Annotated in this window: 29 protein-coding genes and 2 pseudogenes; 15 read left to right on the top strand and 16 right to left on the bottom strand. The window is 65.7% G+C overall.

Features of this window, described 5'->3' with window-relative positions:
- Positions 1–3 precede the first annotated feature (3 nt).
- The 3 genes from ACIBK2_RS00400 to ACIBK2_RS00390 all read right to left on the bottom strand — a co-directional run bounded on the left by ACIBK2_RS00400 (position 4) and on the right by ACIBK2_RS00390 (position 3,035).
- A complete protein-coding gene (locus tag ACIBK2_RS00400) occupies positions 4–498 on the bottom strand; it encodes a phosphoribosyltransferase (protein WP_379285890.1) in 495 nt (164 codons plus the stop codon).
- Between the two features lie 89 nt (positions 499–587).
- On the bottom strand, positions 588–2,360 hold the full coding sequence (locus tag ACIBK2_RS00395; RefSeq protein WP_396962012.1) for an AMP-dependent synthetase/ligase: 1,773 nt from the start codon (positions 2,358–2,360) through the stop codon (positions 588–590).
- 45 nt (positions 2,361–2,405) lie between these two features.
- Entirely contained in the window at positions 2,406–3,035 is a 630-nt protein-coding gene (locus ACIBK2_RS00390; RefSeq protein ID WP_396962010.1) for a TetR/AcrR family transcriptional regulator, read from the bottom strand.
- A gap of 141 nt (positions 3,036–3,176) precedes the next feature.
- On the opposite strand from ACIBK2_RS00390, the gene ACIBK2_RS00385 reads away from it, so the two are divergent.
- The 3 genes from ACIBK2_RS00385 to ACIBK2_RS00375 all read left to right on the top strand — a co-directional run bounded on the left by ACIBK2_RS00385 (position 3,177) and on the right by ACIBK2_RS00375 (position 4,312).
- Complete coding sequence (locus ACIBK2_RS00385) at positions 3,177–3,437, top strand: hypothetical protein (RefSeq protein WP_396962008.1); 261 nt, start codon at positions 3,177–3,179, stop codon at positions 3,435–3,437.
- A gap of 1 nt (position 3,438) precedes the next feature.
- Positions 3,439–3,666 (top strand): endo alpha-1,4 polygalactosaminidase, encoded by a 228-nt coding sequence (locus ACIBK2_RS00380; RefSeq protein WP_396963982.1) that lies wholly within the window; start codon positions 3,439–3,441, stop codon positions 3,664–3,666.
- A gap of 292 nt (positions 3,667–3,958) precedes the next feature.
- Entirely contained in the window at positions 3,959–4,312 is a 354-nt protein-coding gene (locus ACIBK2_RS00375) for a hypothetical protein (protein WP_396962006.1), read from the top strand.
- 3 nt (positions 4,313–4,315) lie between these two features.
- Here the strand turns inward: ACIBK2_RS00375 and ACIBK2_RS00370 are convergent, their stop codons facing one another.
- The 3 genes from ACIBK2_RS00370 to ACIBK2_RS00360 form a co-directional block, all read right to left on the bottom strand.
- Positions 4,316–4,660, bottom strand: a complete 345-nt coding sequence (locus ACIBK2_RS00370) for a hypothetical protein (protein ID WP_396962004.1) — start codon at positions 4,658–4,660, stop codon at positions 4,316–4,318.
- Positions 4,661–4,775: 115 nt separating this feature from the next.
- Positions 4,776–6,059 carry an aspartate--tRNA(Asn) ligase gene (aspS, locus tag ACIBK2_RS00365; RefSeq protein ID WP_396962002.1) on the bottom strand — a complete coding sequence of 428 codons (1,284 nt, stop codon included), beginning with the start codon at positions 6,057–6,059 and terminating at the stop codon, positions 4,776–4,778.
- Between the two features lie 215 nt (positions 6,060–6,274).
- The gene (locus ACIBK2_RS00360) at positions 6,275–7,006 is read right to left on the bottom strand and encodes a DUF6882 domain-containing protein (protein ID WP_396962000.1); all 732 of its coding nucleotides are present in this window, start codon (positions 7,004–7,006) and stop codon (positions 6,275–6,277) included.
- A gap of 157 nt (positions 7,007–7,163) precedes the next feature.
- Here ACIBK2_RS00360 and ACIBK2_RS00355 point away from each other — a divergent pair, with 157 nt between their 5' ends.
- Genes ACIBK2_RS00355 through ACIBK2_RS00345 form a run of 3 tightly spaced genes read left to right on the top strand, consistent with a single transcriptional unit; the run spans position 7,164 to position 10,493 of the window.
- A complete protein-coding gene (locus tag ACIBK2_RS00355) occupies positions 7,164–7,613 on the top strand; it encodes a helix-turn-helix transcriptional regulator (RefSeq protein ID WP_396961998.1) in 450 nt (149 codons plus the stop codon).
- 5 nt (positions 7,614–7,618) lie between these two features.
- Positions 7,619–8,029: a VOC family protein gene (locus ACIBK2_RS00350; protein WP_396961996.1), complete on the top strand. Its 411-nt coding sequence runs from the start codon at positions 7,619–7,621 to the stop codon at positions 8,027–8,029.
- Between the two features lie 49 nt (positions 8,030–8,078).
- Entirely contained in the window at positions 8,079–10,493 is a 2,415-nt protein-coding gene (locus ACIBK2_RS00345) for an ATP-binding cassette domain-containing protein (RefSeq protein ID WP_396961994.1), read from the top strand.
- 99 nt (positions 10,494–10,592) lie between these two features.
- Here the strand turns inward: ACIBK2_RS00345 and ACIBK2_RS00340 are convergent, their stop codons facing one another.
- The 3 genes and pseudogenes from ACIBK2_RS00340 to ACIBK2_RS00330 form a co-directional block, all read right to left on the bottom strand.
- The gene (locus ACIBK2_RS00340) at positions 10,593–11,621 is read right to left on the bottom strand and encodes a fused (3R)-hydroxyacyl-ACP dehydratase subunits HadA/HadB (protein WP_396961992.1); all 1,029 of its coding nucleotides are present in this window, start codon (positions 11,619–11,621) and stop codon (positions 10,593–10,595) included.
- Between the two features lie 126 nt (positions 11,622–11,747).
- A pseudogene (locus tag ACIBK2_RS00335) lies at positions 11,748–12,200 on the bottom strand (polyketide cyclase); the annotation flags it as partial.
- 18 nt (positions 12,201–12,218) lie between these two features.
- Positions 12,219–12,746 (bottom strand): annotated as a pseudogene (locus ACIBK2_RS00330) (YbhB/YbcL family Raf kinase inhibitor-like protein); the annotation flags it as partial.
- A gap of 149 nt (positions 12,747–12,895) precedes the next feature.
- Between ACIBK2_RS00330 and ACIBK2_RS00325 the strand changes: the two are divergent.
- Positions 12,896–13,591 carry a GntR family transcriptional regulator gene (locus ACIBK2_RS00325; protein ID WP_396961990.1) on the top strand — a complete coding sequence of 232 codons (696 nt, stop codon included), beginning with the start codon at positions 12,896–12,898 and terminating at the stop codon, positions 13,589–13,591.
- Between the two features lie 85 nt (positions 13,592–13,676).
- Here ACIBK2_RS00325 and ACIBK2_RS00320 read toward each other — a convergent pair whose 3' ends face one another.
- Positions 13,677–14,573 (bottom strand): NAD(P)H-binding protein, encoded by an 897-nt coding sequence (locus ACIBK2_RS00320; RefSeq protein WP_396961988.1) that lies wholly within the window; start codon positions 14,571–14,573, stop codon positions 13,677–13,679.
- Between the two features lie 67 nt (positions 14,574–14,640).
- On the opposite strand from ACIBK2_RS00320, the gene ACIBK2_RS00315 reads away from it, so the two are divergent.
- Entirely contained in the window at positions 14,641–15,450 is an 810-nt protein-coding gene (locus tag ACIBK2_RS00315) for a LysR family transcriptional regulator (protein WP_396961986.1), read from the top strand.
- A gap of 339 nt (positions 15,451–15,789) precedes the next feature.
- Here ACIBK2_RS00315 and ACIBK2_RS00310 read toward each other — a convergent pair whose 3' ends face one another.
- Positions 15,790–15,996 carry a DUF397 domain-containing protein gene (locus ACIBK2_RS00310; protein ID WP_396961984.1) on the bottom strand — a complete coding sequence of 69 codons (207 nt, stop codon included), beginning with the start codon at positions 15,994–15,996 and terminating at the stop codon, positions 15,790–15,792.
- 689 nt (positions 15,997–16,685) lie between these two features.
- Between ACIBK2_RS00310 and ACIBK2_RS00305 the strand changes: the two genes are divergently transcribed.
- From ACIBK2_RS00305 to ACIBK2_RS00280, 6 genes are all read left to right on the top strand, one after another.
- Positions 16,686–17,027, top strand: a complete 342-nt coding sequence (locus ACIBK2_RS00305) for a WXG100 family type VII secretion target (protein WP_396961982.1) — start codon at positions 16,686–16,688, stop codon at positions 17,025–17,027.
- Positions 17,024–17,329, top strand: a complete 306-nt coding sequence (locus ACIBK2_RS00300; protein WP_396961980.1) for a WXG100 family type VII secretion target — start codon at positions 17,024–17,026, stop codon at positions 17,327–17,329. Before ACIBK2_RS00305 ends, ACIBK2_RS00300 begins: the two co-directional genes overlap by 4 nt.
- Positions 17,326–18,792: an ADP-ribosyltransferase gene (locus tag ACIBK2_RS00295; protein WP_396961977.1), complete on the top strand. Its 1,467-nt coding sequence runs from the start codon at positions 17,326–17,328 to the stop codon at positions 18,790–18,792. The genes ACIBK2_RS00300 and ACIBK2_RS00295 overlap by 4 nt, the downstream gene beginning before the upstream one ends.
- A 15-nt stretch (positions 18,793–18,807) precedes the next feature.
- A complete protein-coding gene (locus tag ACIBK2_RS00290; RefSeq protein ID WP_396961975.1) occupies positions 18,808–19,083 on the top strand; it encodes a hypothetical protein in 276 nt (91 codons plus the stop codon).
- Between the two features lie 159 nt (positions 19,084–19,242).
- Positions 19,243–19,587 (top strand): hypothetical protein, encoded by a 345-nt coding sequence (locus tag ACIBK2_RS00285; protein WP_396961973.1) that lies wholly within the window; start codon positions 19,243–19,245, stop codon positions 19,585–19,587.
- 55 nt (positions 19,588–19,642) lie between these two features.
- Positions 19,643–19,918 (top strand): hypothetical protein, encoded by a 276-nt coding sequence (locus ACIBK2_RS00280; RefSeq protein ID WP_396961971.1) that lies wholly within the window; start codon positions 19,643–19,645, stop codon positions 19,916–19,918.
- An 89-nt stretch (positions 19,919–20,007) separates the two neighbouring features.
- Here ACIBK2_RS00280 and ACIBK2_RS00275 read toward each other — a convergent pair whose 3' ends face one another.
- Together ACIBK2_RS00275 and ACIBK2_RS00270 are read right to left on the bottom strand one after the other, a co-directional pair.
- Positions 20,008–20,805 carry an alpha/beta hydrolase gene (locus ACIBK2_RS00275; RefSeq protein ID WP_396961969.1) on the bottom strand — a complete coding sequence of 266 codons (798 nt, stop codon included), beginning with the start codon at positions 20,803–20,805 and terminating at the stop codon, positions 20,008–20,010.
- A gap of 119 nt (positions 20,806–20,924) precedes the next feature.
- Positions 20,925–21,401, bottom strand: a complete 477-nt coding sequence (locus ACIBK2_RS00270; RefSeq protein WP_396961967.1) for a MarR family winged helix-turn-helix transcriptional regulator — start codon at positions 21,399–21,401, stop codon at positions 20,925–20,927.
- A 41-nt stretch (positions 21,402–21,442) separates the two neighbouring features.
- Between ACIBK2_RS00270 and ACIBK2_RS00265 the strand changes: the two genes are divergently transcribed.
- Positions 21,443–22,357, top strand: a complete 915-nt coding sequence (locus ACIBK2_RS00265) for an alpha/beta hydrolase (protein ID WP_396961965.1) — start codon at positions 21,443–21,445, stop codon at positions 22,355–22,357.
- Here ACIBK2_RS00265 and ACIBK2_RS00260 read toward each other — a convergent pair.
- From ACIBK2_RS00260 to ACIBK2_RS00250, 3 genes are read right to left on the bottom strand one after another with little or no spacing between them, the layout of a single operon-like run.
- Positions 22,351–22,704: a VOC family protein gene (locus tag ACIBK2_RS00260; RefSeq protein WP_396961963.1), complete on the bottom strand. Its 354-nt coding sequence runs from the start codon at positions 22,702–22,704 to the stop codon at positions 22,351–22,353. The genes ACIBK2_RS00265 and ACIBK2_RS00260 overlap by 7 nt on opposite strands.
- Complete coding sequence (locus tag ACIBK2_RS00255) at positions 22,701–23,015, bottom strand: hypothetical protein (RefSeq protein WP_396961961.1); 315 nt, start codon at positions 23,013–23,015, stop codon at positions 22,701–22,703. Before ACIBK2_RS00255 ends, ACIBK2_RS00260 begins: the two co-directional genes overlap by 4 nt.
- A 40-nt stretch (positions 23,016–23,055) precedes the next feature.
- The gene (locus ACIBK2_RS00250) at positions 23,056–24,531 is read right to left on the bottom strand and encodes a carboxylesterase/lipase family protein (protein ID WP_396961959.1); all 1,476 of its coding nucleotides are present in this window, start codon (positions 24,529–24,531) and stop codon (positions 23,056–23,058) included.
- Between the last annotated feature and the right edge of the window lie 13 nt (positions 24,532–24,544).

Below are 24,544 nucleotides of genomic sequence, written 5' to 3'. Positions count from 1 at the left end.
GCGTTACGCGTCGAGCACCTTGACTTGGCGCTGCACCACGGGCGGCTCGGTCGACCACGGGAAGTTGATCCAGCGGTCGGTGTGCTTCCAGACGTATTCGCACTTGACCTCCGAGCGCGGCTTCTCATAGACCACCGCGCACCGGACCTCGGCGACGTGCTTCTCACAGAAGTCGCGCACCAGTTTGAGGGTGGCGCCGGTGTCGGCCACGTCGTCGGCGACCAGCACGGTGGCGCCGGCGAGGTCGACCGCCTGCGGCACCGGCGGCAACATCACCGGCAGGTCGAGGCGCTGGTCGATGCCGGTGTAGAACTCGACGTTCATCACGTGCAGGTTCTTCACGTCCAGCGCGTAACCGAGCGCGCCCGCGACGAACAACCCGCCGCGGGCGATCGACAGGATCAGATCGGGCTCGAACCCGTCGTCCGCGATCGTGGTCGCCAACTCCCGACTCGCCGATCCGAACAACTCCCAGGTCAGCACTTCCCGATCCGCCATGGATCCTCCATCTCCCTCGTCGCGACTGCGCACAGAGCATACGAGTTGCCACGATGTGGCCGGCTTCACGGTCCACTCAGCGGCGTTGTTCAGGTGTAGAGGTCGTCGATGTCGGCGGCGTAACGGTCGTTGATCGGCTTGCGCCGCAGCTTCATCGTCGGGGTCAGCACCTCGCTGCCCGGCTGCCAGAAGTCAGGCACGATGGTGAACTTCTTGATCTGCTCGACCCGGGATAGTTTCGAATTCGCTTGCGCGACAGCGTCGGCCACGATCTGATGAACGCCGGAGTCCTTGGCGAGCACGGCGGCGTCGAGGGCGACGCCCGCCTTGTCGGCGTACACCGCGGCCGCGTCCGGGTCGAGGGCGATGAGCGCGACGTTGTACTTGCGGTTGTCGCCGATCGCCACGGCCTGCCCGATCAGCGGCGCGAACGCCTTGATCCAGTTCTCGATGTTGCTGGGCGACATGTTCTTTCCGCTCGCATTGATGATGAGTTCCTTCTTGCGGTCGACGATCTGGAGGAAACCGTCGTCGTCGAGCGCGCCGATGTCGCCGCTGTGCACCCAGCCGTCGGCGTCGATCGCCTCGGCGGTCTGCTCGGGCTTGTTCAGGTAGCCCTTCATCACGATTGGGCCGCGCACGAGCACCTCGCCGTCCTCGGCGATCCGAATCTCGTTGCCGGGCACGATTTTACCGACGGTACCGAGCCGGACCTGTCCCGGCGGGCTCATGGTGGCCATGCCGGACAGCTCCGACATGCCCCACGCGTCGGAGGCCGTGATGCCGACGCCGTTGAAGAAGCGCAGCACATCCGAGGCGATGGGGGCGGCACCCGAGAGGGCGAGGCGCACGTCGCCGAGACCGACCGCGGCGCGCAGCTTCGACAGCACCAGCGCGTCGGCCACGCGTTCCTGCAGCGCGAGGATCGCCGAGACGGGCTTGCCGTCGAGTCGGGCGTCGGACGCGGTGCGGCCTACCTTCAGCGCCCAATTCGCCAGGGCCGCTTTGACTCCGGTCGCCTCGGTCACCTTGGCCTCGATGCCCGCCTTGAGCTTCTGCCACACCTGCGGGACCGCGCCGAACACCGTCGGGCGGGCGTCGGCCAGGGTCGCGGCGAAGTCGGCGCGGTCAGCGACGGTGGTCAGCTGGTTGCCGAGCACCTGCAGGATGTAGAGCCCGGACCAGCGGTCAGCGACGTGTGCGGAGGGCAGGAAGGACACCATGCGCTCGGCCGGGGTGGTGTTGGCGAGTTCCTCGGTGCCGTCGACCATGGCCAGCATGTTGGCGTGGGTGAGCTGCACGCCCTTCGGGCTGCCGGTGGTGCCGGAGGTGTAGATGAGGGTCAGCGCGTCGTCGGGTTGTACTGCGCGCCAAGCGGTGTCGAAGTCGAAGCCCGGGAGGCCGCTCGCCTTGACCTCGTCCAGGGTGATGGTGCCCGCCGGGGAGCCGTCGATGCACACGACATGCTCGACCCGGGCGCCTTCCCGGCTCGCGAACACGGTTGCGGCGTATTGGGTTTCGCAGACGACGACGGTCGCCCCCGAGTCGGTGAGCAGGTAGTTCAGCTGTTCGGGGGAGGAGGTGTTGTAGACCGAGAACGGCGTGGCGCCAAGGTGTTGCAAGGCGACGTCGATCGGATAGAACTCCGGCCGGTTGGTCATCAGCAGCGCGACCCGATCGCCGTGCCGCACCCCGAGCGCCGCGAATCCCGCTGCCAGCGAACGGACTTGCTCGCCCCACTCGCGATAGGTGAGGGTGCGCTGGTCGCCGAGCGTGCGCACGGCGACCTTGTCCGGGTCGCGGGCGATGGTGGCTTGGAACGCCTCGCATAGCGTGGACGAGGCGGACGCGAAGGTGGGCATACGATCTCCTGGCTCGTTGGTGGCCGGTGTTCCGGCGGCAAGTGGTCAGTGCTGATGAACGCCGACGAGAGCGTCGACAAATATCTGGGCGAGCAGCTCGACGTATTCGTCTCGCGCGATGTCGATTTCGCCGTTGTGCCAGGCGAGGGTGACGGCGGAGTTGCCGTGCACCACCACCAATGCGGCGAGCGCGATCCTGGCGTGGGTTTTCGGGTCGGTCTCGCCGTAGACCGCGCAGACCTGGCGGGCGGCCTGTTCGGCGTAGCGCTTGATGCCCTCGGCTTTGCGTGCGGCGAGGGTGGGCAGGGTCGCCGCCTCGGTGTAGAGGCGAGCGCGCCGGGGTTCCTCGGCGAAGAAGTCCAAGAAGGTCGCCACCGCTACCCGCGCGCGCACGAGCAGGTCGAGTGGCTCCGCCTCGACGGCGGCGACGGTCCGGGTGATCAGGTTGCTGATCATCGTCTCGTGCAGGGCGTCAAGGAGGTGATCACGGTTGCGAAAGTGTTCGTAGAAGTACCGCTGGGTCAAACCGGCCCGTTCGCAGACCGAACTCATCCGCAGCTGCGCGACGCCGACCGCCGCGATCTCGTCGAGGCCGGCCTCGAGCAGGTCGGCTCGCCGCTGGGCCAGCCGTTGTTCGGCGCTGACCCCGCGGAACGGGCGGACAACTGTGGACATGAACGAATCCTGACACAGCACTGTGTCAAGATCCACCTTGTGGCCGAAAATCTCGATTTCGGGCCGGATATGCCGCTCGGGTACCGCTGAACAGTAAGAACTCCATGGACGGTGGCGAAGGCCAGGATTTACTGTGCCACTATGACTTTCGCTCGAACCTCGCGCCGATGGCTACGTACGACAGTCTTCGCCGCGATCGTCACGGCCGTCGCCGCATGCTCCTTCGGCTCAGCAGCGTCCGCCCCGGGCCCGTGGTGGCATCCGGAGAAGGGGCTCACCTGGCAGTGGCAGCTGCACAACGAGCCTGTCGATACCTCGATCAACGCCCAGGTCTACGACCTCGACCTGTTCGAAAACCCCGCCTCGACCGTAAGAACCTGCACGACCAGGGGCGCAAGGTGATCTGAAGGTCGCCACGCTGGCCGGGCTGTTCGACTTCGCGGTCAACGAGCAGTGCTTTGAAGAGCGAGCGACCTGTGCGAAGCTCCAGCCCTTCATCGGCGGGGGCAAGCCGGTGTTCTATGCGGAGTACAACCTGAAGCCCGCCGACTACTGCGCCGACTCGGCTCGCCTCGGTTTTTCTTCCATCAGGAAGAAACGCGAGCTCGACGCTTGGCGCGAAACCTGCTGATTACCTGGCTGGTTCGCGAATAAACGTGCACCCATACCCGGCGCACTGCGTCGATAAACATTGCTGCGGCATTTGCCGACGCGTTTTGTGGGAATTTCTATCCGGCTTTTCAACGGGTCCCGATTCCACCGCGACACCCGGTTTCAAATAGGACAAAGCGTCGCCGGATTCCGCTACGGTTCGCGCTATCGCGTGTTACCTCGAACCCTCTTGGCTGCGTCGAAGCGCACGATGACAGATGCCTGCGCGTACTGCGGCCAATGGACCGACACCGTACAGAATGGGGATTGTCATGCGCTTTCGTCCGGCCCGGATCGCAGCCCTCGCAGTCTTGTTCATCGCGGCGGCCGCCGGCCTGACCGCCCTCGCCTCGGCCGCCATCGCGGACGAGCAGTGGACTTACGTCTGTGACGAGATCGAGGAGCCGGGGGAGGTCGGCGCGAAAGGATCCGGGAACTGTCAGGCCGACAACGGCGCGCCGCAATCCGGCCCGATCAAACAGAAATTCAGGCTGCACCAGCGCGGCGTGCAACCGAAACCCGAGATGATCGCCGTCTGCGAGGGCGAAGCCAAGGATGCCTTTGGTGAGGCGTCGCTGCCGACGCGGGTCGACGGATTCGGTTGCTACGTATACGAAATGCGCTAGGTCTTACTTCCAGGCGGATTTGAGGCTCCGCATTGCGCTCATCCCCGCGGCGGACAGGTCGGGCCACGGCGGGCGGCGGAACACCGCGAGTGTCGCGATCACCGTCGCCGCCAGCCCGATGAACTCGGCCAGCAGCGCGACGCGAGTGGTGTCGATAGCCGACTCCCATTTCACGGTGCCGTCGTGGATGACGAAGATCCCCAGCGGTGCCGCCCGGAACGGTCCGCCGCCGGCCCTGGCGACGGTGATGACAGTGGAACCATCGGCAGTCTCGTACGGTTCGCCGAAGACTTGCACGCCTTTAGGGCCCGGCTCGATTCGTCGCACGGACCTACCGATGATGGTCATCTTCCCCAACTCTCGCCGCAATCACCCACTGGCCAACCACCGTACCGCCAGCGGGTCGGCGGGAACTTCCGAACGGGACATGAGTAACGCCGCTGTCATGTCCCGTTCGATGGGCTCAGGGCCGGAGGCGGTGGATGTCGCGGGGAAACAGGGTGGCGTGGCGGATGTTGTCGGCTTCGATCAGGCGGGTGACCCACCTTTCCAAGCCGATGGCGAAGCCGCCGTGCGGTGGCATCCCATGGCGCATCGCTTCGAGGTAAGGGGCGTAGTCGGCGGGGTTTTCGCCGCGGGCCGCCAGTGCCGCGAGGTAGTCGGCGTGGTTGTGCAGGCGCTGACCGCCGGTGACCAGTTCGAGGCCGCGGAACAGCAGGTCGAAGGAGTTCGTCCATTGCGGGTCGCTCGGTTGCGGGTGGGTGTAGAAGGGGCGTTTGACCGCCGGATATCCCTCTACCGCAAGGAAATCCGAGTCGAACTGCGCCTTCGCCCACTTCCCGAGGAAGCGTTCGTGTTCGGGCGCGAGGTCGGGTTCGGTCGGTGCCGCGCCGACGAGTTCGAGGGCTTCCCGGAAGTGGATGATCGGGATCTGCTCGGGCACGAACGGCAGCTCGGCGCCGACGGTTTTCACTGCGGCCCCGGCCTTCTCGCTGATCGTGTCGACCATCGCGGCGAGTGTGGCACGCAGCTGGGCGAGTACGTCGCGATGGTCGCGGATGAAGCCGAATTCGACGTCGAGGGAAACGTATTCGGCGAGGTGCCGCGCGGTGTCGTGGGGTTCGGCGCGGAAGACCGGTCCGACTTCGTACACCCGCTCGAACACCCCGGTGAGCATCTGCTTGTACAGCTGCGGTGACTGGGCGAGATACGCGGTCGACCCGAAGTAGTCCAGCGTGAACACATTCGCGCCGGATTCGGTGGACTGGCCGACGATCTTCGGCGTGCTGACTTCGGTGAATCCGGCACCGTCGAGGTGACGACGGAAGCCGGTCATCGAAGCGGCGGCGATCTGCCAGACCGCCCGCCGGATCGGATGGCGCCAGGTGATCGCGGCGTGGTCGAGCGCGGTGGGCAGGGTGACGCCGAGGCTGGGCCGCCACAGCTCGACCGGCGGCGGTTCGGCCGGAGCGCCCAGCGGGTGCACTGTCGGGTCGACGATCTCGACGCCTCCGGGTGCCTTCGAGTTCTCGATCGCCGTCCCGGTCACCCGGACGACGGTTTCCTCCGGCAGACCCGAAACCTGTTCGCGGACTTGCGGATCGGTCACCACGGCCTGCGCGAGGCCGGAGCGGTCGCGGAGCACGACGAACGTGACGGTCGCGAGTTGCCTGCGCCGGTGTATCCATCCTTCGACGGTCACCGATCCGCTACCGGCGTGCAGGGCCGAACAGAGTGTGCGTGGCATCAGTTTCACCTCCTGGTTGCTTTCCCCGGGAGGTGTGGGCGATCGGGTCCGTCGCGGTGCCACCACACCTTCGCAGCGCGATGCTCGCTGCCTCTGCTGGTCGATTTCGCAGTCGGTGACCGGCCGACGCGGCTCGGAGTTCGTCACGCTCGTCAGCGCCGCGTCTCCGATCTTAGCTGGCCGAATCGATTGCGCCAGTCATTAATACCCGACGGCTACGACGGGTGGCCGCTGGACGAGGACATCGCCGTGACGAGCCCTTTCTCGTTGAACGCGATGGCTACTTCGACACCCGTGCCTGCTAGGCGCAGCTTCGAGGCATCGTGGTTGAACGCGGCCAGCATGCCGCGTTGCATCGCGTAGCTGTGCAGCGCGCGCCGGTGATCGGGGAGCTCGAGTTCGAAGATGCCGTTGAGAACACGCATGGTCCGCAACGGCTCGGGTGCGGGCAAGGTGAGATCGGGGTGTTCGATCAACACCGCGAGGCGCGTGCCGGCGCCGACATCGCAGCTGTACCAGGTCCAACTGCCCGACACCGCCTTGGCGAGTTCGCCCATCAACCAGGCGGCCCGATTCGGCTCGGTCGGCGCTCCCGGCAGCTCTGCGAACGGAACCTCGGCGCTGCGCAATGCCGAAATCCCGTGCCGCAGTCCATAATCGCGAACGGAGCGGGCCAATTCGGTGACCTCCGGCGGATACCAATCATTGTTCGCCCAACTCCACAGCCAGCTCTGCGGCCCTGGCGCCGCCGTCCCCAGCACGTGAAACCGGCTGCACGCCAACGGGTGATCGCCGAAAAACTCGAACCGCGGTGGTTCATAGCTCACCTGCCAGCGATGCGCACCAAGGACCTCGAGACAGTGCTCTTGATGTTCAAAAGACATTAACGCGGCATCGTCGAGTAACTGTTCGAGCGTTGGTGATTCATCGTGGAGATAAGCGGTCACGATCCACGATCCTGTCCTACTGCTGGGCGGCGTGCATCCCCATAGAAATAAGGTCCATTGAGTTCGGACGGATCGGGTAAATCGCGAATTAGCCGAATCAATCCGTATTCGGGGCGGTGCTGGGCAACATCCGGTGCGACGTGGCACGATCGTAGAGGTGACCAGCAGCTCCGCCGATTCGCCGCACCTGCGCGACCTCGCGCGGCTGCGTCGGGTGCGCGACCGGATCGACCGGGAGTACGCGCAACCGCTCGACGTCGAGGCGCTGGCCCGGGACGTGCACATGTCGGCCGGGCACCTCAGCCGTCAGTTCAAGCTCGCGTACGGCGAAGCACCGTACAGCTATCTGATGACGCGGCGGATCGAGCGCGCGATGGCTTTGCTGCGGCGCGGCGATCTCAGTGTCACCGAGGTGTGTTTCGCGGTCGGCTGCTCGTCGCTGGGCACCTTCAGCACCCGCTTCACCGAACTGGTCGGGGTGCCGCCGAGCACCTACCGGCGCGACGAGGCCGAGGCGACGGCCGGCCTGCCGTCTTGCGTGGCCAAACAAATCACCAGACCGATCAGGAATCGAGAAGCGCAGGTAGCCGCGCCGGAACTAGCCTGATCACCATGAACATCACCATTCAAGCGAGCTTCCTCCCGCAGAACGACCCGGAGGCCGCCATCGCCTTCTACCGCGACGTTCTCGGCTTCGAGGTCCGCAACGACGTCGGATACAACGGGATGCGCTGGATCACCGTCGGCCCGGCCGACCAGCCCGGCACGTCCATCGTGCTGTACCCGCCCGCCGCCAGCCCCGGCCTCACCGACGACGAGCGTCGCGTCATCGACGAGATGATGGCCAAGGGCACCTTCGGCAGCATCCTGCTGGCAACCAAGGATCTGGACGGGTCGTTCGAGCGGCTGCAGGCGAGCGACGCGGAGGTCGTCCAGGAACCGACCGATCAGCCCTACGGTGTTCGCGACTGCGCGTTCCGCGATCCCGCGGGCAACATGGTGCGAATTCAGCAGCAGAGCTAGCTCGTCGAACGCCGTCGGCGCAGTACTGATCAGGTTGAATGGAGACATCATGACGACCGCCGCGAAGAAAAAGAGCACGGGTTCGCCCGTTGCCGACAGCCACGATCTGATCCGGGTGCACGGTGCGCGCGTGAACAACCTGCGCGACGTCAGCATCGAGATCCCGAAGCGCAGGCTGACGGTGTTCACCGGTGTCTCCGGGTCGGGCAAGAGCTCGCTGGTGTTCAGCACGATCGCGGCGGAGTCGCAGCGGTTGATCAACGAGACCTACAGCTCCTTCGTGCAGGGCTTCATGCCGACGTTGGCGCGGCCCGAGGTCGATGTGCTCGACGGGTTGACGACGGTGATCACCGTCGACCAGCAGCGGATGGGGTCGGATCCGCGTTCCACGGTCGGCACCGCCACCGACGCGAACGCGATGCTGCGAATTCTGTTCAGTCGGCTCGGTAAGCCGCATATTGGTTCACCGCAGGCGTTTTCGTTCAATGTCGCCTCGATCAGCGGCGCGGGTGCGGTCAGTATCGAGCGCGCGGGCCGGACTGTGAAGGAGCGCCGCAGTTTTCAGATCATCGGCGGCATGTGCTCGCGTTGCGAAGGGCGCGGCTCGGTGTCCGATATCGACCTCACCCAGCTCTACGACGCGTCCAAATCGCTCGCCGATGGCGCCTTCACCATTCCGGGCTGGAAGTCGGACAGTTTCTGGACCGTGCGGGTCTACGCCGAGTCGGGCTTCGTCGATCCGAACAAGCCGATCAGCAAGTACACCAAGAAGGAACTCAACGACTTTCTGTACAAGGAGCCGGTCAAGGTCAAGGTCGACGGCGTCAATCTGACCTATGAGGGGCTGATTCCGAAGATTCAGAAGTCGTTCCTGTCCAAGGACCGAGAGTCTCTGCAGCCGCATATCCGGGCGTTCGTCGATCGGGCGGTCACCTTCACCACGTGTCCCGAGTGCGGTGGCACCCGGCTCAGCGAAGAGGCGCGGTCGTCGAAGATCAAGCGGAAGAACATCGCCGAGCTCTGCTCGATGGAGATCCGCGATCTCGTGGAATGGGTTCGCGCGCTTGATGAACCGTCGGTCAAGCCGTTGCTCGATTCGCTGGTGCACACGCTCGATTCGTTCGTGGAGATCGGGCTGGGTTATCTCTCGCTGGAGCGGCCGTCGGGCACGCTGTCGGGTGGAGAAGCGCAGCGCGTCAAGATGATTCGGCATCTCGGGTCGGCGCTCACCGATGTCACGTACGTGTTCGACGAGCCGACCATCGGGCTGCATCCGCATGATATTCAGCGGATGAACGATCTGTTGCTGCAGTTGCGGGACAAGGGAAATACGGTGCTCGTCGTCGAGCACAAGCCGGAGACGATCGTCATCGCCGACCATGTCGTCGACCTGGGTCCCGGTGCTGGTTCGGGCGGTGGGACCGTCTGTTTCGAGGGCACGGTGGACGGGCTACGAGGCAGCGGCACCATCACCGGGCGGCATTTCGACGACCGGGCGGCGTTGAAGGAATCGGTGCGAAAGCCCAAGGGTGCGTTGAAGATCCGGGGCGCATCGGCGAACAACCTGCAGAATGTCGATGTCGATATTCCGCTCGGGGTGTTATGCGTGATCACCGGCGTCGCCGGCTCTGGCAAGAGTTCGCTCGTGCATCGGTCGGTGCCCGCCTCGGAGGGGGTGATCGCGGTCGATCAGACGCCGATCCGCGGCTCGCGACGTAGCAATCCGGCGACCTACACCGGACTGCTCGAGCCGATCCGCAAGGCGTTCGCGAAAGCCAACGACGTGAAACCCGCGCTGTTCAGTTCCAACTCTGAGGGCGCCTGCCCCAACTGCAACGGCGCGGGCGTCATCTACACCGATCTGGGCATGATGGCGGGCACCGCCAGCACCTGCGAGGTGTGCGAGGGCAAGCGGTTCGACGCATCGGTGCTCGACTACCACCTCGGCGGCCGCGACATCAGCGAAGTACTCGCGATGTCGGTCACCGAGGCCGAAGAGTTCTTCGGCACGGGCGACGCAAGCCTCCCCGCCGCACACGCCATCCTCGAGCGACTCGCCGACGTCGGCCTCGGCTACCTCACCATCGGCCAGCCCCTCACCACCCTGTCCGGCGGCGAGCGCCAGCGCCTGAAACTGGCCACCCACATGGGCGACAAGGGCGGCGTCTACGTCCTCGACGAACCGACCACCGGCCTGCACCTCGCCGACGTGGAAAACCTGCTCGCCCTGCTCGACCGCCTCGTCGAGTCCGGCAAATCCGTCATCGTCATCGAACACCACCAGGCCGTCATGGCCCACGCCGACTGGATCATCGACCTCGGCCCCGGCGCTGGCCACGACGGCGGCAAAATCGTCTTCGAAGGCACCCCCGCGGACCTGGTAGCCGCCCGCTCCACCCTCACCGCCGAACACCTCGCCGACTATGTCGGCGCCCCCAAGAAGCCCGCGCGGTCGCGCAAGTAGTTGGTCGACTGATCATTGGGAACTGGTGCTGGTATTGCCCGAGCGGCCAACAGCACCAGTTCCCCGTGATCGCTTGTCCAGTAAGGTATTTCGGGTGACCTACGCGAGGCGGACGGTTGCGGTGGCGAGGCCGAAGACCTTGCGGCCTGCGGATTTTGCGACGATGACGATGACGGCGGTTTTGGTCTCGGGGTCCAGTGACTTTATGCGGCCGGTGAATTCGACGTTGCCGACGGAGCGGGCGTCGATGACGGTGTAGCTCGACAGGCGTACGCCGTAGCGGGTGAGGGCGCCTGGGTCGCCGAGCCAGCCGGTGACGAATCCGGCGCCGAGGCCCATGGTGAGCATGCCGTGGGCGATCACGTCGGGGAGGCCGGTGAGGGTTGCTACGGAGTCGTGCCAGTGGATCGGGTTCGCGTCTCCGGCTACACCGGCGTAGTTCACCAGGTCGCCGCGGGTGAGTTGGGTTGTCCGAGGGGGGAGTTCGTCGCCGACGGTGAGGTCCTCGAAGCGGATCGCGGTGTGCGGGAGGCGCGTTCGGGTGACCTCGGACAGGATCGGAGCGGGCGCCTGGGTCGTTTCGTTCGACTGGTCTGCCGTGACTCCTGTTGCCCGGGAGGGGATTTCGATGCCGTGCATGACCACGCGCTCGATCGCGTCGCTGATTCCTTCGGCGACACTCTCGCCGGTGATGCCCGCGACGGTCGTGTGCATGATCTGCACGACCTCGCCGCTCTGGTCGGAGAAGGTGTTCTTGATGGTGAGCAGGTCATTGCCCGCTACCCGGCGGACCGAGGCGAGTTCCACGTCGCTGACCAACCGGTCCCCGGTGACCACCGGCTTGTGCATCTCGAAGACCTGATCCGTCTGCACATACACGTCATACCCGGTGATGACGCTCTCGAAGAGCTTGCGATTGGCCAGCATCGCGGGGATCGAGATGAACGTGGTCGGCGCGACCAGTCCGGCGTAGCCGAGTTCGTCGGCCGCGTCCTCGCTCCAGTGCACGGGGTGAAAATCCTGTACCGCACGGGCATACTCGCGGATCTTCTCCCGGCCGACCTCGTAATAGTCGTCGACCCGGTAGTGATGCCCGACCAGGGCGGCCACATCGAACGTTGCTTCCATCAAGCCGCTCCTCGCGTTGGTTTCCTCGGGCATCGTAATCAGCACTCGCAGAGCCGAATCCATGAGTCGAGAGTTTCCGGTCGCGGCCCGGCGTGCGGGCCGCGACCTGGAAGCCGCACAGCTGGATCAGGCGGTCCGCCGGCGGACGGTGCGCTCGAGAATACCCAGGGTGGCTTTGAGGGCCGACTCGGGGACCACCGGGAAGACGAGGCGCCGCTGCCACTTCTCGTCGATCTCCGACCAGTCGTAGAACGACGTGACGAGAGTTCCGCCCTCGGCAGGCGCGAGCCGGTAGCCGTAGATGTGGCGGACGGGCGGGCGTATCTGCCCTTCGACGGTCCAGGCGATCTCCTCGTCCGGGGTGAACGCGGTGATGACAACCTCGACGTCGTACTTGCCAAGGGGGAAGTCTCCCAGGGCTTCTCGGTCCATATGGACCAGGAACCGGTCGCCGATCTGCTTGACGGGTTCGCCTTCGGCATCGAGGAGCATGCCCGACGCGTCGATGTCCACGTGGCCCTTCGGGTCGGTCAGGACCGCGAAGATGGTGTCGGCGGAGGCCGGGATGAGTCGGGAGACCTCGACCCGCTGGGGGCCGGGCGTTTCCGCGGTGGCGGTCAGGACCGCGCGGCCGAGGATGTGGCCGGACATGGTGAAACCGAGGACGGCCGGGGTGGCGTCGGTCGGGACGCCGATGGACTCGACATCGAGGGCGTGCACCACGATGAAGTAGCGGTGCGGGCCGTGTCCGGCGGGCGGGGCGGCGCCGATGAAACGTGCGAGGCGCGCGTCGTTGGGTAATTGGAAGGCGCCCTCGGGCAGGCTCGAACCGGTGTCATCGCCCGCGCCCTCGGGCAATTCGGTGACGCTGGCGGGGATATCGGCGACAGCCCAGTGCCAGAACCCGGACCCGGTGGGGGCATCGGGGTCATAGACGGTGACGGCGTAGCTCTTGGTGCCCAAGGGTGCGCCGCTCCAAGACAGTTGCGGGGAAACATCTTTTCCGCCGGGGACACCGGCGGAGAACTGCTCGGGCGACCAGGCGGCGCCGTCGGTGACGGTGGCGCTGGTAACCGTGAAGGTGGCCGCCTCGGGGAGGCGAGCGAAGGGGTCGTTGGCGCTCATCGCGTCGTTCCTTTCAAGCCATGCTGGGAGAGTGGCGGTGATGCGGCGGACGGAGGCCCGCAGCGTCCCATGGGGGCGACGCCATCGCCACTAGATCGACAGTAGCATAGATAATCGATTATCTGACAGATTGTTCTATACTGGGAAGCATGACCCGGATGGCTTCCGCCTCGACCTCGTCGGGGAAGCAGATGCTCAGCGAGCAGATCTACACCCACCTGCGGGACGCGATCATGCGCGGCGACTACGCCCCCGGCGACGCGCTCAAACCGCAGGACCTCGCCAAAGAACAGGGCGTGAGCCTGGCCGTCGTCCGTGAGGCGCTGGTGCGGGTGGTCGGCGAAGGTCTCGCCGACCGGCTGCACAATCGCGGCTTCGCTGTCCCGGCGTTCTCCGATCGTCGCTGGCAGGAGATCGCGGAGGCGCGCCGGACCATCGAACCGGCGATGTTGCGCATGTCGATCGAGCGCGGCGACATCGACTGGGAGGCCAGCGTCCGGGCCGCCCATCATCGGCTGGTCCGCACTCCGGCGTTCGTGCCGGAGGAGGGGGAGCATTACAGCGAAGCCTGGTCCGAAGCGCACCGGCTCTTCCATCGCACCCTGTTGGAGGGTTGCGGAAACCCGGTTCTGCTGGAGACTTTTGACCGGATGTGGATCGCGAGCGAGCTGGCCCGCCGCTGGTCGGCGCAGCGCACGCCCGGGCGGGACGGCGTCGAGGAACATCGCAGACTGGAGGAGACTGCGCTGGCCCGCGACGCCGATGCCGCGGCCGAGACGTTGATTCGGCACCTCACCCTGACCGCTGCCGGGCTGGCCGGACCTGAACCCGCGCAGGGAGTTTGATCCGTCGCTGGCTCAGCGGATGCGGTGATTTCCACGGACCGTTCCGACGGGCGTACTTCGGTGGCCAGGGCCCGACGATGAGGCCTTATGCCTCGACAGCCGGCTTCAGGACCTCTGCGCACCACTGGCGGAACGTCGTCGGGCTCGCGGTTCGGGGAGTGCGCGGCACGCCTGAATCGAGTCCGTCGTCCTTGGCGAGCATCATGTCGATGAGGCCCTGTGCGTGTGCGTCGCCGACGCCATATCGGGCGAGCGCAGCGCGGAAATCATCGACCGACTGGCGTTCGTAGCGCACCGGGCGACCGAGCACGTCGGTCATGATGTCGGCCATCTCGTTCTGCGAAAGGTCTTCGGGGCCGAGCACCGGGACTTCTCCCGTTCCCGTCCACGAGCGGTCGAGTAGCAGGCCAGCGGCGGCCGCGGCGATGTCTCGAGTCGCGACCGCCGGTGTTTTGCGGTCGGCGGTGACGATATCGGTGAACACACCGTTGTCGCGGATCGAAACTACCTGCCGCAGTAGGTTGTCCATGAATGTCGGGTTGGCGAGCGCCCGGTAGGCCACGCCTGTACCGGCGATGAGGTCGTCCATGGCGAGCGACGCGGTCACGTGCCCGGCGCGCCCTGCGACGGGAGTGCCGCGGCCGAGTGCCGAGACGCCGACGACGTGCCCGATCCCGTTGGCCGTGAACGCCTTCGCGGCGGAGCGGGTGAATTCGGCGAACACGGCGTCGAGGCTCGGTGCCTGCGGGTTCGGCGGGACCAGCCAGAAGACGGCGTCCGCGCCCGCGAAGGCCCGGTCGACGACCTCGGCGTCGCCGTGCGAGCCGGTGACGACGTCGACGCGGGCGCGGACCGTCTCGGGAAGCTTGCCGGGGTCACGTGCGATGACGCGCAGTTCTTCAGTGCGCGTTGGGCTTTCGTCGAGCAGGAGGTTCAGCAGCCTGCTGCCGATAGTGCTGGTCGGTGCGGTGATGACGATCATGCTTCGAGTCTCGGGTCGGCAACCTGCGCCGTCCAATACCCTTTCCAGCGATTGATACCCTCGGGGTATGGATCTCGATCTGCGCAAGCTCCGCTACTTCGTCGAGGTGGCCGAGCATCGGCACTTCGGCCGCGCGGCGGAAAAGCTCTACATCGCTCAGCCGGTGCTCAGCCGTCAGATCAGGGCCTTCGAGCAGGAGCTGGACTGCACCCTGCTCGTGCGAACCACCCGCAGCGTCGAGCTGACCGCCGCGGGACAGCAGCTCTACGAGGAGGCGAAGGGCATCCTCGCGTCGGTCGACGCGGCGGTGCGGCGCGTGCACGACGTCGATCAGGAGGTGCGGCGACTCGTCGTCGCCTTCTCCCCGGGACTGCATGTGTCCGAGGCGATCCGGGCGTTCGCCTCGCGCTACCCGGACGTCGAAACCGACCTCGTCCCCGCCCGCTGGTGGGAGCAGGACGCGCCACTCCGAGACGGCCGGGCCCAGATCGCGTACCTGCGGCGGCCGTTCGACGAGTCGGGTTTGCGGACCATCCTGATCGGCAACGAACCCAGGGTCGCCTGCATGCCCGCGACCCATCCGCTGGCGCACCGCCTCGACCTCACCCGCGCCGACGTCGAGGGCGAGCGAACGCTCGACACACCGACCAGGCGAACGGCCTCGCTGGAAGAAAAGTTCGAGCTCATCGCCGCCGGACACGGCATCGCCCTCATCCCGCTCAGCGTCGCGCGAGCCTACGCCCGCCCCGACCTCATCCACCTCCCCGTGACCGACGCCCCGCCCATCGAGAGATGCCTGGCCGTCGCCGCCGACCGACGCGAGAGTCTGCTGCGCGACTTCCTCGAGATCGCTACGTCGACACTGCGTGACACCTGAAACATTGCGGCAGAGACCATTCGAGCCAACTACCCGGCGCGATGTTGTGCGCCGGTAACGTCACTCCACCTCGGCGGCCAGCACCGGCCAGCTGTGCCAGCAGTCGGAGCAACCGGCCGCACCGCAATGCATCCAACCCGCGCACTTCTCGTCCGGTTCCCACAGCACGTGCTCTGCGATCGGATGTGGGCACTGATCGCACACGGCCGGAGGAGTCCATCCGCTCCCTGAGGCACTCATAACACTCATTTCTGCAAGCAGCGCCCGGCCGGGACTGCACACGTGTCGAGCCCGACTCGAACGTGCGAGCCGGGCTCGTCAGCTATCTACGACGGGCGACTATGCGCTGGTGAACGCGCCGTCAGTCACCCGCGCGGTGAACGTATCCCACACCTCGGGGGCGAAAACCAAAGCCGGTCCTGTCGGGTTCTTCGAGTCCCGGACACCGACCGCACCGCCCTCGACGAAGGCCACCTCCACACAATCCTTGGAGGCACCACTGCGACGGCTCTTGAACCACTTCGCGCCGGACAGGTCTACGTTCACGGGCATACTCCTTTGTGATCCTGAGAATGAGCGAGCGCGGCATCTGCCGCGCCCACGATAGACACACACGGTCGGGCCGGGTCACGATACGACCCGACCCCACCCCGGCGCTACCCTCATTTCACATTCACGCAACGCCACAGGATCAATGGCCTCCCCGCATTACCGATAGAAGTCCGCTTTGCGCATTTCACGAAATGCCATGCGTGCAACGCGATCTCTCGCAGTTGACGATCGCCGGTCCCATCAATTCGCCGATCCAAAAACCATTGCTGTCCAAAGACTTTCGCGCTCCTACCGTCCAGTTTGCCTGGAATATCGAAGAAGTCGATATCTTCTCTCGAGATTTGGGCGGCCTAATCGGTGTTTTCCGGTAAGCCCTGGGCTATCTGCCGCTGATAGGTCTGCGTCAACTCTGTTTGTGGCGACCTCAATTCGCGACCGTGAGGGTGGACCTCCCCTCTGCGTTGCCGGGTTCGGTCGTCCCGGACGCGCACTGCAGGGGAGTCTGCTGGTGACTCGCGGCCCATTGATCTACCGTTCCCGTTGTGGCGGTGCGGGACTCAGCGATAGCGACGAGCTCGTCGAGATGCTGTTTCCGTGACACTACCCGCAGGAAACGGGTACCAGACCATCCTGACCAGCAGCTCGATCGACACTGAGGAGCCATCCCGTGGGAGACGACGCAGATGACTGATCAAAGCCGCGTCGACGCGGGACAACAACTAGGCCTGATCCCGGCCGAAGTATCGGACGCCGGTCAGTATGTTCAGCAGACGGCGCAATCGTTGATCGATGCCGTCCGCTCGGCCGACACCGAAGTCGCCGGACTCATGTCGAGTTGGTCAGGTACAGCGGCCGAGGCGTATCACGCGGGGTGGGCGGAGACCCGCATGGGAGCGCTTCAGGTGCTCGGGGCGCTCCACGACGTCGGGGAGTTACTGGGGGTGTACGTCGCCCAGATCGACACGGTCGACACCGCACGCGCCGAAAACCTCACCGCGCAAACCAGTTCGCTGGATCTGCCATGAGTGGCGGGCAGGAATATACCGTCGACCTGGTTCACTTGGAAACGGTCACCGCGCGCATCGCGGCGCTACAGGGATTCGTCGAGGACTCCCTCACCGGCGTAGATCAGCGCGTCGCCGCCGTGCATCGGGAGTGGACCGGCGCCGCCGCGACCGCACACGCGACCGCACACCAGCACTGGCAGGCCGGGGCCCAAGACGTGCGCGACGGTATCGCCGCGATGCGGGCCGCCGCGGTGACCGCGCACACCGCCTACAGCGCCGGCATTGCGGCAAACCTACGCATGTTCGGCGAACAGGCATGACCCAACTGAAAATCGACACCAACGTCTACTACAACGCGGCGACCACGCTGATAGTCGGTGCAGGTACGTTCTTCGGCGCTTTCGAGAAGGAATGGAAATCCTCGCTGTGGGACTGCGGGAGCATGTGCGGCAGTTACGAGGAAGCGCGCCAGTGGGCCAGTTCGTACGACCAGCGTTCGCAGGCGCTGTTGAAACTTGCCGACGACACCGCCTCGGCCGCGCTGAACTACGCGCGGGTCATCAGGGCGTGCGGCTACAACTACGCCGTTGCCGAGCACGACGCCACCCACGGGGCTACCGGATCCGGCCCGGACAAACCCCCTGCGGTTCCGGAGTCGCCAGGCTCCTGCCCATTCCCGCTGCCTTCGGCCGGTGGCCCCGGACAAGGCCTGGTGGCCGATGGGCTCGGCCTGGTGGAGAAGATCGGGCTGACCGTGCCCGATGGGGACACCACCAAGTTGCAGAACGCCGCCAACGCATGGGCTGCCGTGGCCGCCGCGCCCGACTTTGCCGGGTTCCCGGACCTATTGCGCCGTGTCGCAGCGACATTCGACGGCCAGGTCACCGCGCCGGAGGTGGCGTTCATCTCCCACGATCTGGAGATTCTCGCCGCGTCGGCTACCGATGTGATCGCCGCGTGCGGGGAGATGTCGAGCTCGTGCACCGAGCATCGCGCCAGCCTCGATGAGCTGCGCTCGGATCTGCGCGACACCCTGGAGGAGTTGCGCGACGAGCTCATCAAAGAGCTCGCGATCACCGCCGGTATCACGATCGTCGCGAGCCTGGTCACCTTCGGCGCTGGCGCCGCACTAGGGACCGCGCGCGCCGCGCAGCTCGCGGCGAAGTTCGCCGCACCCCTGCGCTCGATCATCAGTTTGTGGAAGGCGCGCAAGCTCGCGAAGTCGGTCAAGACCGGAACCACCCTTGAAAAGCACGCCCAGGAAATGCGGCGCATCAAGGAGATACCGACCGAGTTCCGAGCCGCCGAACGAGTCCCGCAAGCACTGACCAAGACCGACGCCGACGCGATCGCCGACTACACCGGATCGGCCCACCAGCCGATCAACGGGTGGCTGCGCAACGGCAAGGACTACATGCCCAAGGAAGTTCAAGACCGCGTCGTCGAGTTGGATCGGGCACTGGACAAGCTGCCGAACTATGAGGGTCCCGTTACCCGCGTGACCGACGTGCCGCCCGATGTTCTGGCGACCTACCGCAAAGGCGAAGACGTCACAGAGCACGCGTTCACCAGCACAACTCCTGCGGGTGTAAGGGCGGAAAGGGAAGGCGCAGTCGAGTTCCGCTACTTCTCGCAGACCGGCAAGGACATCACACCGTACTCGGCACCGGGCAACCCGGAAATCTTGTTCAAATCCGGCACGCAGTTCAGGGTGGTCGAGCGCCTCGACCCTGATTTCGGTCGCGATCGCACGATTATCACGCTGGTCGAGAAGACCAGCTAGGAGAAGGGTAAAGCTATGAGCAACAACGAAGGCAAGCGGATCGCAGGCAAGACCTTCAGCACCCCGGACCCAGACGATCAGCTGGACCCAGCGCTGGTCGCACGTGCCCTGGCCGCATTCGAGGAAATCGACCGGCAGCGCGCCGCCGCACCACCCGACACGACTCCCGCCGAGCCGCTGCCCGAGCGGTTTCACGATGACATGGTCGGCACCGAGTACGAGCCGTGGGTTCGCGAACTCTGGGCCGAGCGGGAACGGAAACGGCAGCAGCAGAACGAATCCGGAGACTGAGCAACCAACTACACCTCGCAAAGGGCTAGCTCGGGAGCCTTCAGAGTAAGAAGTGTGCTGGAGGCTCTTCGGGTTTCGAGGGCAATACCTAGGCGGTATTCGCGAGGTGGCGGTGGAACCAGTTGATCAGGGCGGTGTCTACGTCGCGGGTTTGGGGAGTTGTGGGGCGGGGTCGATTCCGGGTTCGTCGGCGAGCGGATGGGCCAAGCCGGGGGTCGGGCACTGGACAAGCTGCCCGACTACCACGGGCCGGTCACCCGCGTGACCGACCTGCCGCCCGATGTGCTGGCGACCTATCGCGAGGGGGCAACCATCACCGAGAAAGGGTTCACCAGCACCACCCCCGCCGGTGTGGCGGCGGAAAGGGGAGGCGCGGTCGAGCTGCGCTACCTGTCGCAGACCGGCAAAGACATCACACCGTACTCGGCACCGGGCAACCCGGAAATCCTGTTCCCGTCCGGAACGCGGTTCAACGTCGTCAAGCGACTCGAACCCGACTTCTGACGCGATCGTACGATCATCACTCTGGTAGAGGCCAGCTAGAAGAAGGGGAAAAGCCATGAGCGAGAACGAAGACCTGCACATCGGCGGAAAGATCGTGAGCACCACACCGCCGGACAAGATGCCCTCCCCGGAGCTGGTCGCCCGCGCGCTGGCCGCATTCGAGGAAATCGACCGGCAGCGCGCCGCCGCACCACCCGACACGACCCCCGCCGAGCCGCTGCCCGAGCGGTTTCACGATGACATGATCGGCACCGAGTACGAGCCGTGGGTTCGCGAACTCTGGGCCGAGCGGGAACGGAAACGGCAGCAGCAGAACGAATCCGGAGACTGAGCAACCAACTACACCTCGCAAAGGGCTAGCTCGGGAGCCTCCAGAGTAAGAAGTGTGCTGGAGGCTCTTCGGGTTTCGAGTGCAAATACTTAGCCGGTATTCGCGAGGTGGCGGTGGAACCAGTTGATCAGGGCGGTGTCTACGTCGCGGGTGTGGGGGAGTTGTGGGGCGGGGTCGATTCCGGGTTCGTCGGCGAGCGGATGGGCCAAGCCGGGGATCGGGTGTAGTTCGGCATTTTGGCCTATTGCGTGGACGAGGTCGAGTGCGTCGGTGCGTAGGGCTGGGTGGTCGAGTTCGCCGCTGATGACAAGTAAGGGGGCGCGGCCGATGGTGGGGGCCTTGGTGACGAAATCCATGCTGTCGACGGCTTTTTCGGACTCAGCGTCGTAGGGGTATTCGCCGGGGAACAGGTTTACGACGGAGCGCATTCGGATGGCGGCGTTCACTATGGCGGCGGCGAAGATTGGGGTTTCGGTGTCGGCGAGGACTCGCAGGGCGACGGCTCCGCCGAGGGAGCCGCCGAGTATGCCGATCGGGCCGTCATCGACCGGCAGTTGCTCTCGGATCGATGCCAAGGCGGCAGGGAACTCCTCGGTCGCCTGGAGGACGAAGGGGTAGAGGAAGGACATCAGGACGTCCTTGCGCATCAGTTCCGCGCCGGCGTCCATGGTGCCGTTGACCATGCGTGCTCCGCACATCGGCATGCCGAGGTGGACGCGCCATGCGGGGAGGCCGTTCATCGGCAATGCAGCGGCGAACGCGGCGTCGGAGCGGGGTGCGTCGAGCATGTGCCAGGTGACGATCAGGGGCGCGGCGGTGGCGTCGCTGACCGGCGGCAACGCGGTGAACGGCACGCCGGCGGCGGTGCCCGTGATCGGTGTTTGCATGGGGTCACGGTAGGGCTATGGGTTGCGTGGCGGGAACTGGTTTCGCTACCAGCGGAAGATGTTGCGGAATCCGCGTTTTCGGGCTGACCTCCGATGCGCGGTCTTGTCAGGCAGCTGGATCAACCTGCGGGCAGGCCGACCTGGTCGCGCTCGAGCGCGCCACGCAGTTGCGAAAGAGTCTGCGCGACAGCCGACAACGAGGAACTGGCGACAGCGGTGCCGAGCAAGTGGGTCAGCTGCTCGGTGAAGGTTTGTTCCGCTGCCTCGACCAGGCGCGCACCGGCATCGGTCAGTGCCAAGAGCGACGACCGGCGATCCGACGGATTCGGTTGCCGCACAATCCATCCCTGCTTCTCCAAGCGGTCGACACCCTTGCTCATCGCCCCGACGCCCGCGGCGAACTCGCTAGCGAGGTCCGCTACCCGGGCCGCGGGGTGGTCGCGCAGGAAGCGCAGGGATTCGAACTGCGACGTGACGATCCCGTGCCGCTCGCGGAGGCGTTCGTTGAGCGCGTTGTACAGCCGCGTCTCACACCGGACGAGGTCGGCGAACAATCCCGGCAGGTCGACAGCATCGCCATCCGATGTATATTCCATGGCATATACTGTACTGGAAGATAGTTCCTAGGAAGGTGCATATGAGCAGGGAACAACGCACAAAGATCGACGCACTGCTACGGCAGCCGCGACCTGCGGGGATCGGCTCGGTCGAGGAGATACGCGCGGGATTCCGGGCGCTGATGGCCCAGATGAACGTGCCGACCGAGATCCGCACTCGAACCACGACGCTCGGCGACCGGCTCGCCGTGCTCGTCGAACCGGTGAGTGCTGCGCGAGCCGGGACGATCCTGTACTTCCACGGCGGCGGTTTCGTCTACGGTTCACCCGAGACGGCGATGCCGCTGACGGCAAACCTGGTGACCCGCACCGGATTCCGCGCCTACTCGGTCGACTATCGACTCGCGCCAGAACACCCGTTCCCCGCCGCGATCGACGACACACTGAGCGCTTACCGCGCCCTGCTCGACAGCGGCGAACACCCCTCGACCATCGCCTTCGCCGGCGATTCCGCGGGCGGCGGCCTGGCCGTCACCACCTGCCTCGCCGCCCGCGACGCAGGTCTGCCCATGCCCGCCGCGATCGTGGCGTTCTCACCCGGCCTCGACCAGACTCGCACCGGCGAAAGCATGGACACCAAAGCGGGCGTCGACCCGCTGTTCACCCGAGAGAGCCTGGAACACAACGGTGCCATGTACCTGGCCGGACAGGACCCAAATCAGCCCCTGCTCAGCCCGGCAATCCTCGCCGACCTCACCGGCTTCCCGCCGATGCTCCTGCAGGCAGGCACCAACGAAATGATCCTCGACGACGCCACCCGCCTGGCCGCCCGCGCGCGAGCAGCCGGTGTGGACGTCATCCTGGACATCACCGCCGACCTACCGCATGTGTTCCAGTCTTTCGCCGGCATGCTCGATGAAGCCGACGAGGCGCTGGATCGTGCGGCCCTGTTCCTCGGCCAGCGCATCTCGACCCGAGACCCGATCAGTCAGTAGTACTGGACCAAGCAGAATTCGTGGTCTTCGGGATCGGCCATCACGACGACCACGCCCTGGTCATAGTCGTGCCGCTCCCCGGTGTGGCTGCCGCCGAGGGTGATGACCTGAGCGATGCCCTGATCGATGTCGTCGACGGCGATGTCGAGGTGCAGGCGCACCTTGCCGTGCTTCGGGCTGCGCACGGGTTGGAAGACGAGGCGCGGCAGCGGGTCGTCGCGATGGCCGAGGTAGATCCAGCCGGGCCGGGCCGGTCCCGGTGGCCGGTCCAGCAGTGCGCTCCAGAAGCCCGCGACCCGTTCCACGTCGACGCAGTCGATCGTCACACCGACCCAGCGGTTCGTCATCCCGTCAGTTCTCCTGTGCCGAAGAGGATCTCGCCGGTGTACCGGGAGAACACGACCTTTCCGGACTCGGTGAACCGCGCACCGTCGGCGCGCAGTGCGACCGCCGGGCCGGATTCGTACGCGGCGAACGTTTCTCGATCCGGGAACAGGTAGCGTCCCTCCACCCGCCCGTCGTCGAGCAGCGCGACCTGGCCCGAGACGGCCGCGCCGAGCTCGACCACCTTCGCCACGTGCCCGTCCTGCATCCAGGCCAGATACTCCTGTCGCACTTCATCGTTGGCGAATTCCGCGGTCACTACGTAGGTGAACATGTCGACTATGCCACTCGGGAAACGTCGTTTTGGCAAGAGGTTAGAACTCGGGTCGGCTCATGTTGCTCCAGAGCTCGCGTTCGTCCGCGCGAGGGTTGGAGACGAGCTGGGATCGAGGGGTGTTGAAGGTCATGACCGGGCGAGTGTCGGGGTTGTAGGCGTCCCACGGGGTGCGGCCATGGGCGAAATCTATCCAAGCTCGATGGATTTCGGCGGCGAGAGTTTGGGGTGGAGTGTCGGGACCGAGCAACATCTTTGTTCCTTCGGCGGCCAACGTGTCGAAGACGAAGGCTATTTCGATGGCGTGGCAAGCGCGGAGGTCTAGATGGGTTGTGGGCCAGGCGAATTCGTAGGCATAGGCGGTGGTGGCAGCTTCGGCCAGGTGGATGGTGGGGATGCGGAAGGCGAAGTCGGTGAGGATGGCGGCCAGGACGTCGCCGGGAGTTGCGTCGGGGCGGTTGGCGGAATAGGTGTCGGCGATGGCTGGGTCGAGGCCGCGGGCGGTGAGGACGTTGGTGAGGGTCTCCGGGGTCAGGGCGGTGGTAAGGCCCGTGGGCGCGGAGTAGAGACGGAATTCGTCGGCGGTGGTTCCGATGATGAGGGGGACGTTGGTGGTTGCGGCGATGGCCTCGACGGGGAGTTGGGTGAGGGTGTGGCCGTCGATGGTGGGGTGGAACGCCATCAGGCCCAAGCTCGCGGTGATGGTGGATTGGCCCCAGCGGCTTGGGTTTTGGTTGAGGGTGAAGTCGAGGACGAGGTTTTGTTCGGCCTCGAGCAGGGCGGGGATCGGGGTGGTTTCGGGGGTGGTGTCGAGGCGTCCGGCGAAATCGGCGGCGACCAGTCGCGCGTCTTCGAGGGTGGAGGCGATGGTTCCGTTGGCGCTCTGGATGATCGCGCGGTGGAACAGGCCCTCGGTCAAGGGGGAGGCGAGCAAGGTGGCGACGCTCATGCCGCCTGCGGACTCGCCGAAGAGGGTGACTTGGCCGGGGTCGCCGCCGAAGGAGGCGATGTTGTCGCGGACCCACTGCAGGGCGGCGATCTGGTCCAGGAGGCCGCGGTTGGCGGGAGTGCCCTCGAGGGCGGCGAAGCCGATGGCGCCGAGGCGGTAGTTGAGGCTGACCAGGACGACGCCGTCGCGGGCGAAGGCGTGGCCGTTGTAGACCGAGACCGCGCTGGAGCCCAGGCGGTAGGCGCCGCCGTGGATCCAGACCATCACCGGGAGGCCCGAGGCGGCCGGATCGGGGGTCCATACGTTGAGGTTGAGGAATTCAGCGCCCTCGACCGCGGGATTGTGCAGGATCGAGCGCAACGGTTCCTGATAGCCCAATTGTGGTGCGGTGGGGCCGAAATGAGTGGCGTCGCGCTCATCATCCCAGCTGGGCGCGGGGCCGGGGGCTTGGAACAGGGCGGCACCCAATGGTGCTGCCGCGTAAGGGATACCAAGAAATTCGTGCACTGATCCGGTGACGCTGCCGCGCACCTTGCCTTGGGACAGGGCCACTACTGACGTGTGCATGCAAGTTCCTCAC

It is taken from the genome of Nocardia sp. NPDC050175 (assembly GCF_044459885.1).
Lineage (GTDB): Bacteria > Actinomycetota > Actinomycetes > Mycobacteriales > Mycobacteriaceae > Nocardia.
The sequence above is the reverse complement of the archived record's forward strand: the minus strand, read 5'-3'. Positions and strand labels throughout refer to the sequence as shown.

Coding starts and splice junctions, on each gene's coding strand:
- ACIBK2_RS00265 (WP_396961965.1), top strand. CDS start 21,443: ATGAGCAGGGAACAACGCACAAAGATCGACGCACTGCTACGGCAGCCG.
- ACIBK2_RS00250 (WP_396961959.1), bottom strand. CDS start 24,531: ATGCACACGTCAGTAGTGGCCCTGTCCCAAGGCAAGGTGCGCGGCAGC.
- ACIBK2_RS00260 (WP_396961963.1), bottom strand. CDS start 22,704: ATGACGAACCGCTGGGTCGGTGTGACGATCGACTGCGTCGACGTGGAA.
- ACIBK2_RS00390 (WP_396962010.1), bottom strand. CDS start 3,035: ATGTCCACAGTTGTCCGCCCGTTCCGCGGGGTCAGCGCCGAACAACGG.
- ACIBK2_RS00375 (WP_396962006.1), top strand. CDS start 3,959: ATGCGCTTTCGTCCGGCCCGGATCGCAGCCCTCGCAGTCTTGTTCATC.
- ACIBK2_RS00290 (WP_396961975.1), top strand. CDS start 18,808: ATGAGCAACAACGAAGGCAAGCGGATCGCAGGCAAGACCTTCAGCACC.
- ACIBK2_RS00280 (WP_396961971.1), top strand. CDS start 19,643: ATGAGCGAGAACGAAGACCTGCACATCGGCGGAAAGATCGTGAGCACC.
- ACIBK2_RS00300 (WP_396961980.1), top strand. CDS start 17,024: ATGAGTGGCGGGCAGGAATATACCGTCGACCTGGTTCACTTGGAAACG.
- ACIBK2_RS00340 (WP_396961992.1), bottom strand. CDS start 11,621: ATGGAAGCAACGTTCGATGTGGCCGCCCTGGTCGGGCATCACTACCGG.
- ACIBK2_RS00370 (WP_396962004.1), bottom strand. CDS start 4,660: ATGACCATCATCGGTAGGTCCGTGCGACGAATCGAGCCGGGCCCTAAA.
- ACIBK2_RS00320 (WP_396961988.1), bottom strand. CDS start 14,573: ATGATCGTCATCACCGCACCGACCAGCACTATCGGCAGCAGGCTGCTG.
- ACIBK2_RS00400 (WP_379285890.1), bottom strand. CDS start 498: ATGGCGGATCGGGAAGTGCTGACCTGGGAGTTGTTCGGATCGGCGAGT.
- ACIBK2_RS00270 (WP_396961967.1), bottom strand. CDS start 21,401: ATGGAATATACATCGGATGGCGATGCTGTCGACCTGCCGGGATTGTTC.
- ACIBK2_RS00350 (WP_396961996.1), top strand. CDS start 7,619: ATGAACATCACCATTCAAGCGAGCTTCCTCCCGCAGAACGACCCGGAG.
- aspS (WP_396962002.1), bottom strand. CDS start 6,059: ATGCCACGCACACTCTGTTCGGCCCTGCACGCCGGTAGCGGATCGGTG.
- ACIBK2_RS00395 (WP_396962012.1), bottom strand. CDS start 2,360: ATGCCCACCTTCGCGTCCGCCTCGTCCACGCTATGCGAGGCGTTCCAA.
- ACIBK2_RS00345 (WP_396961994.1), top strand. CDS start 8,079: ATGACGACCGCCGCGAAGAAAAAGAGCACGGGTTCGCCCGTTGCCGAC.
- ACIBK2_RS00295 (WP_396961977.1), top strand. CDS start 17,326: ATGACCCAACTGAAAATCGACACCAACGTCTACTACAACGCGGCGACC.
- ACIBK2_RS00315 (WP_396961986.1), top strand. CDS start 14,641: ATGGATCTCGATCTGCGCAAGCTCCGCTACTTCGTCGAGGTGGCCGAG.
- ACIBK2_RS00255 (WP_396961961.1), bottom strand. CDS start 23,015: ATGTTCACCTACGTAGTGACCGCGGAATTCGCCAACGATGAAGTGCGA.
- ACIBK2_RS00325 (WP_396961990.1), top strand. CDS start 12,896: ATGACCCGGATGGCTTCCGCCTCGACCTCGTCGGGGAAGCAGATGCTC.
- ACIBK2_RS00275 (WP_396961969.1), bottom strand. CDS start 20,805: ATGCAAACACCGATCACGGGCACCGCCGCCGGCGTGCCGTTCACCGCG.
- ACIBK2_RS00385 (WP_396962008.1), top strand. CDS start 3,177: ATGACTTTCGCTCGAACCTCGCGCCGATGGCTACGTACGACAGTCTTC.
- ACIBK2_RS00305 (WP_396961982.1), top strand. CDS start 16,686: ATGACTGATCAAAGCCGCGTCGACGCGGGACAACAACTAGGCCTGATC.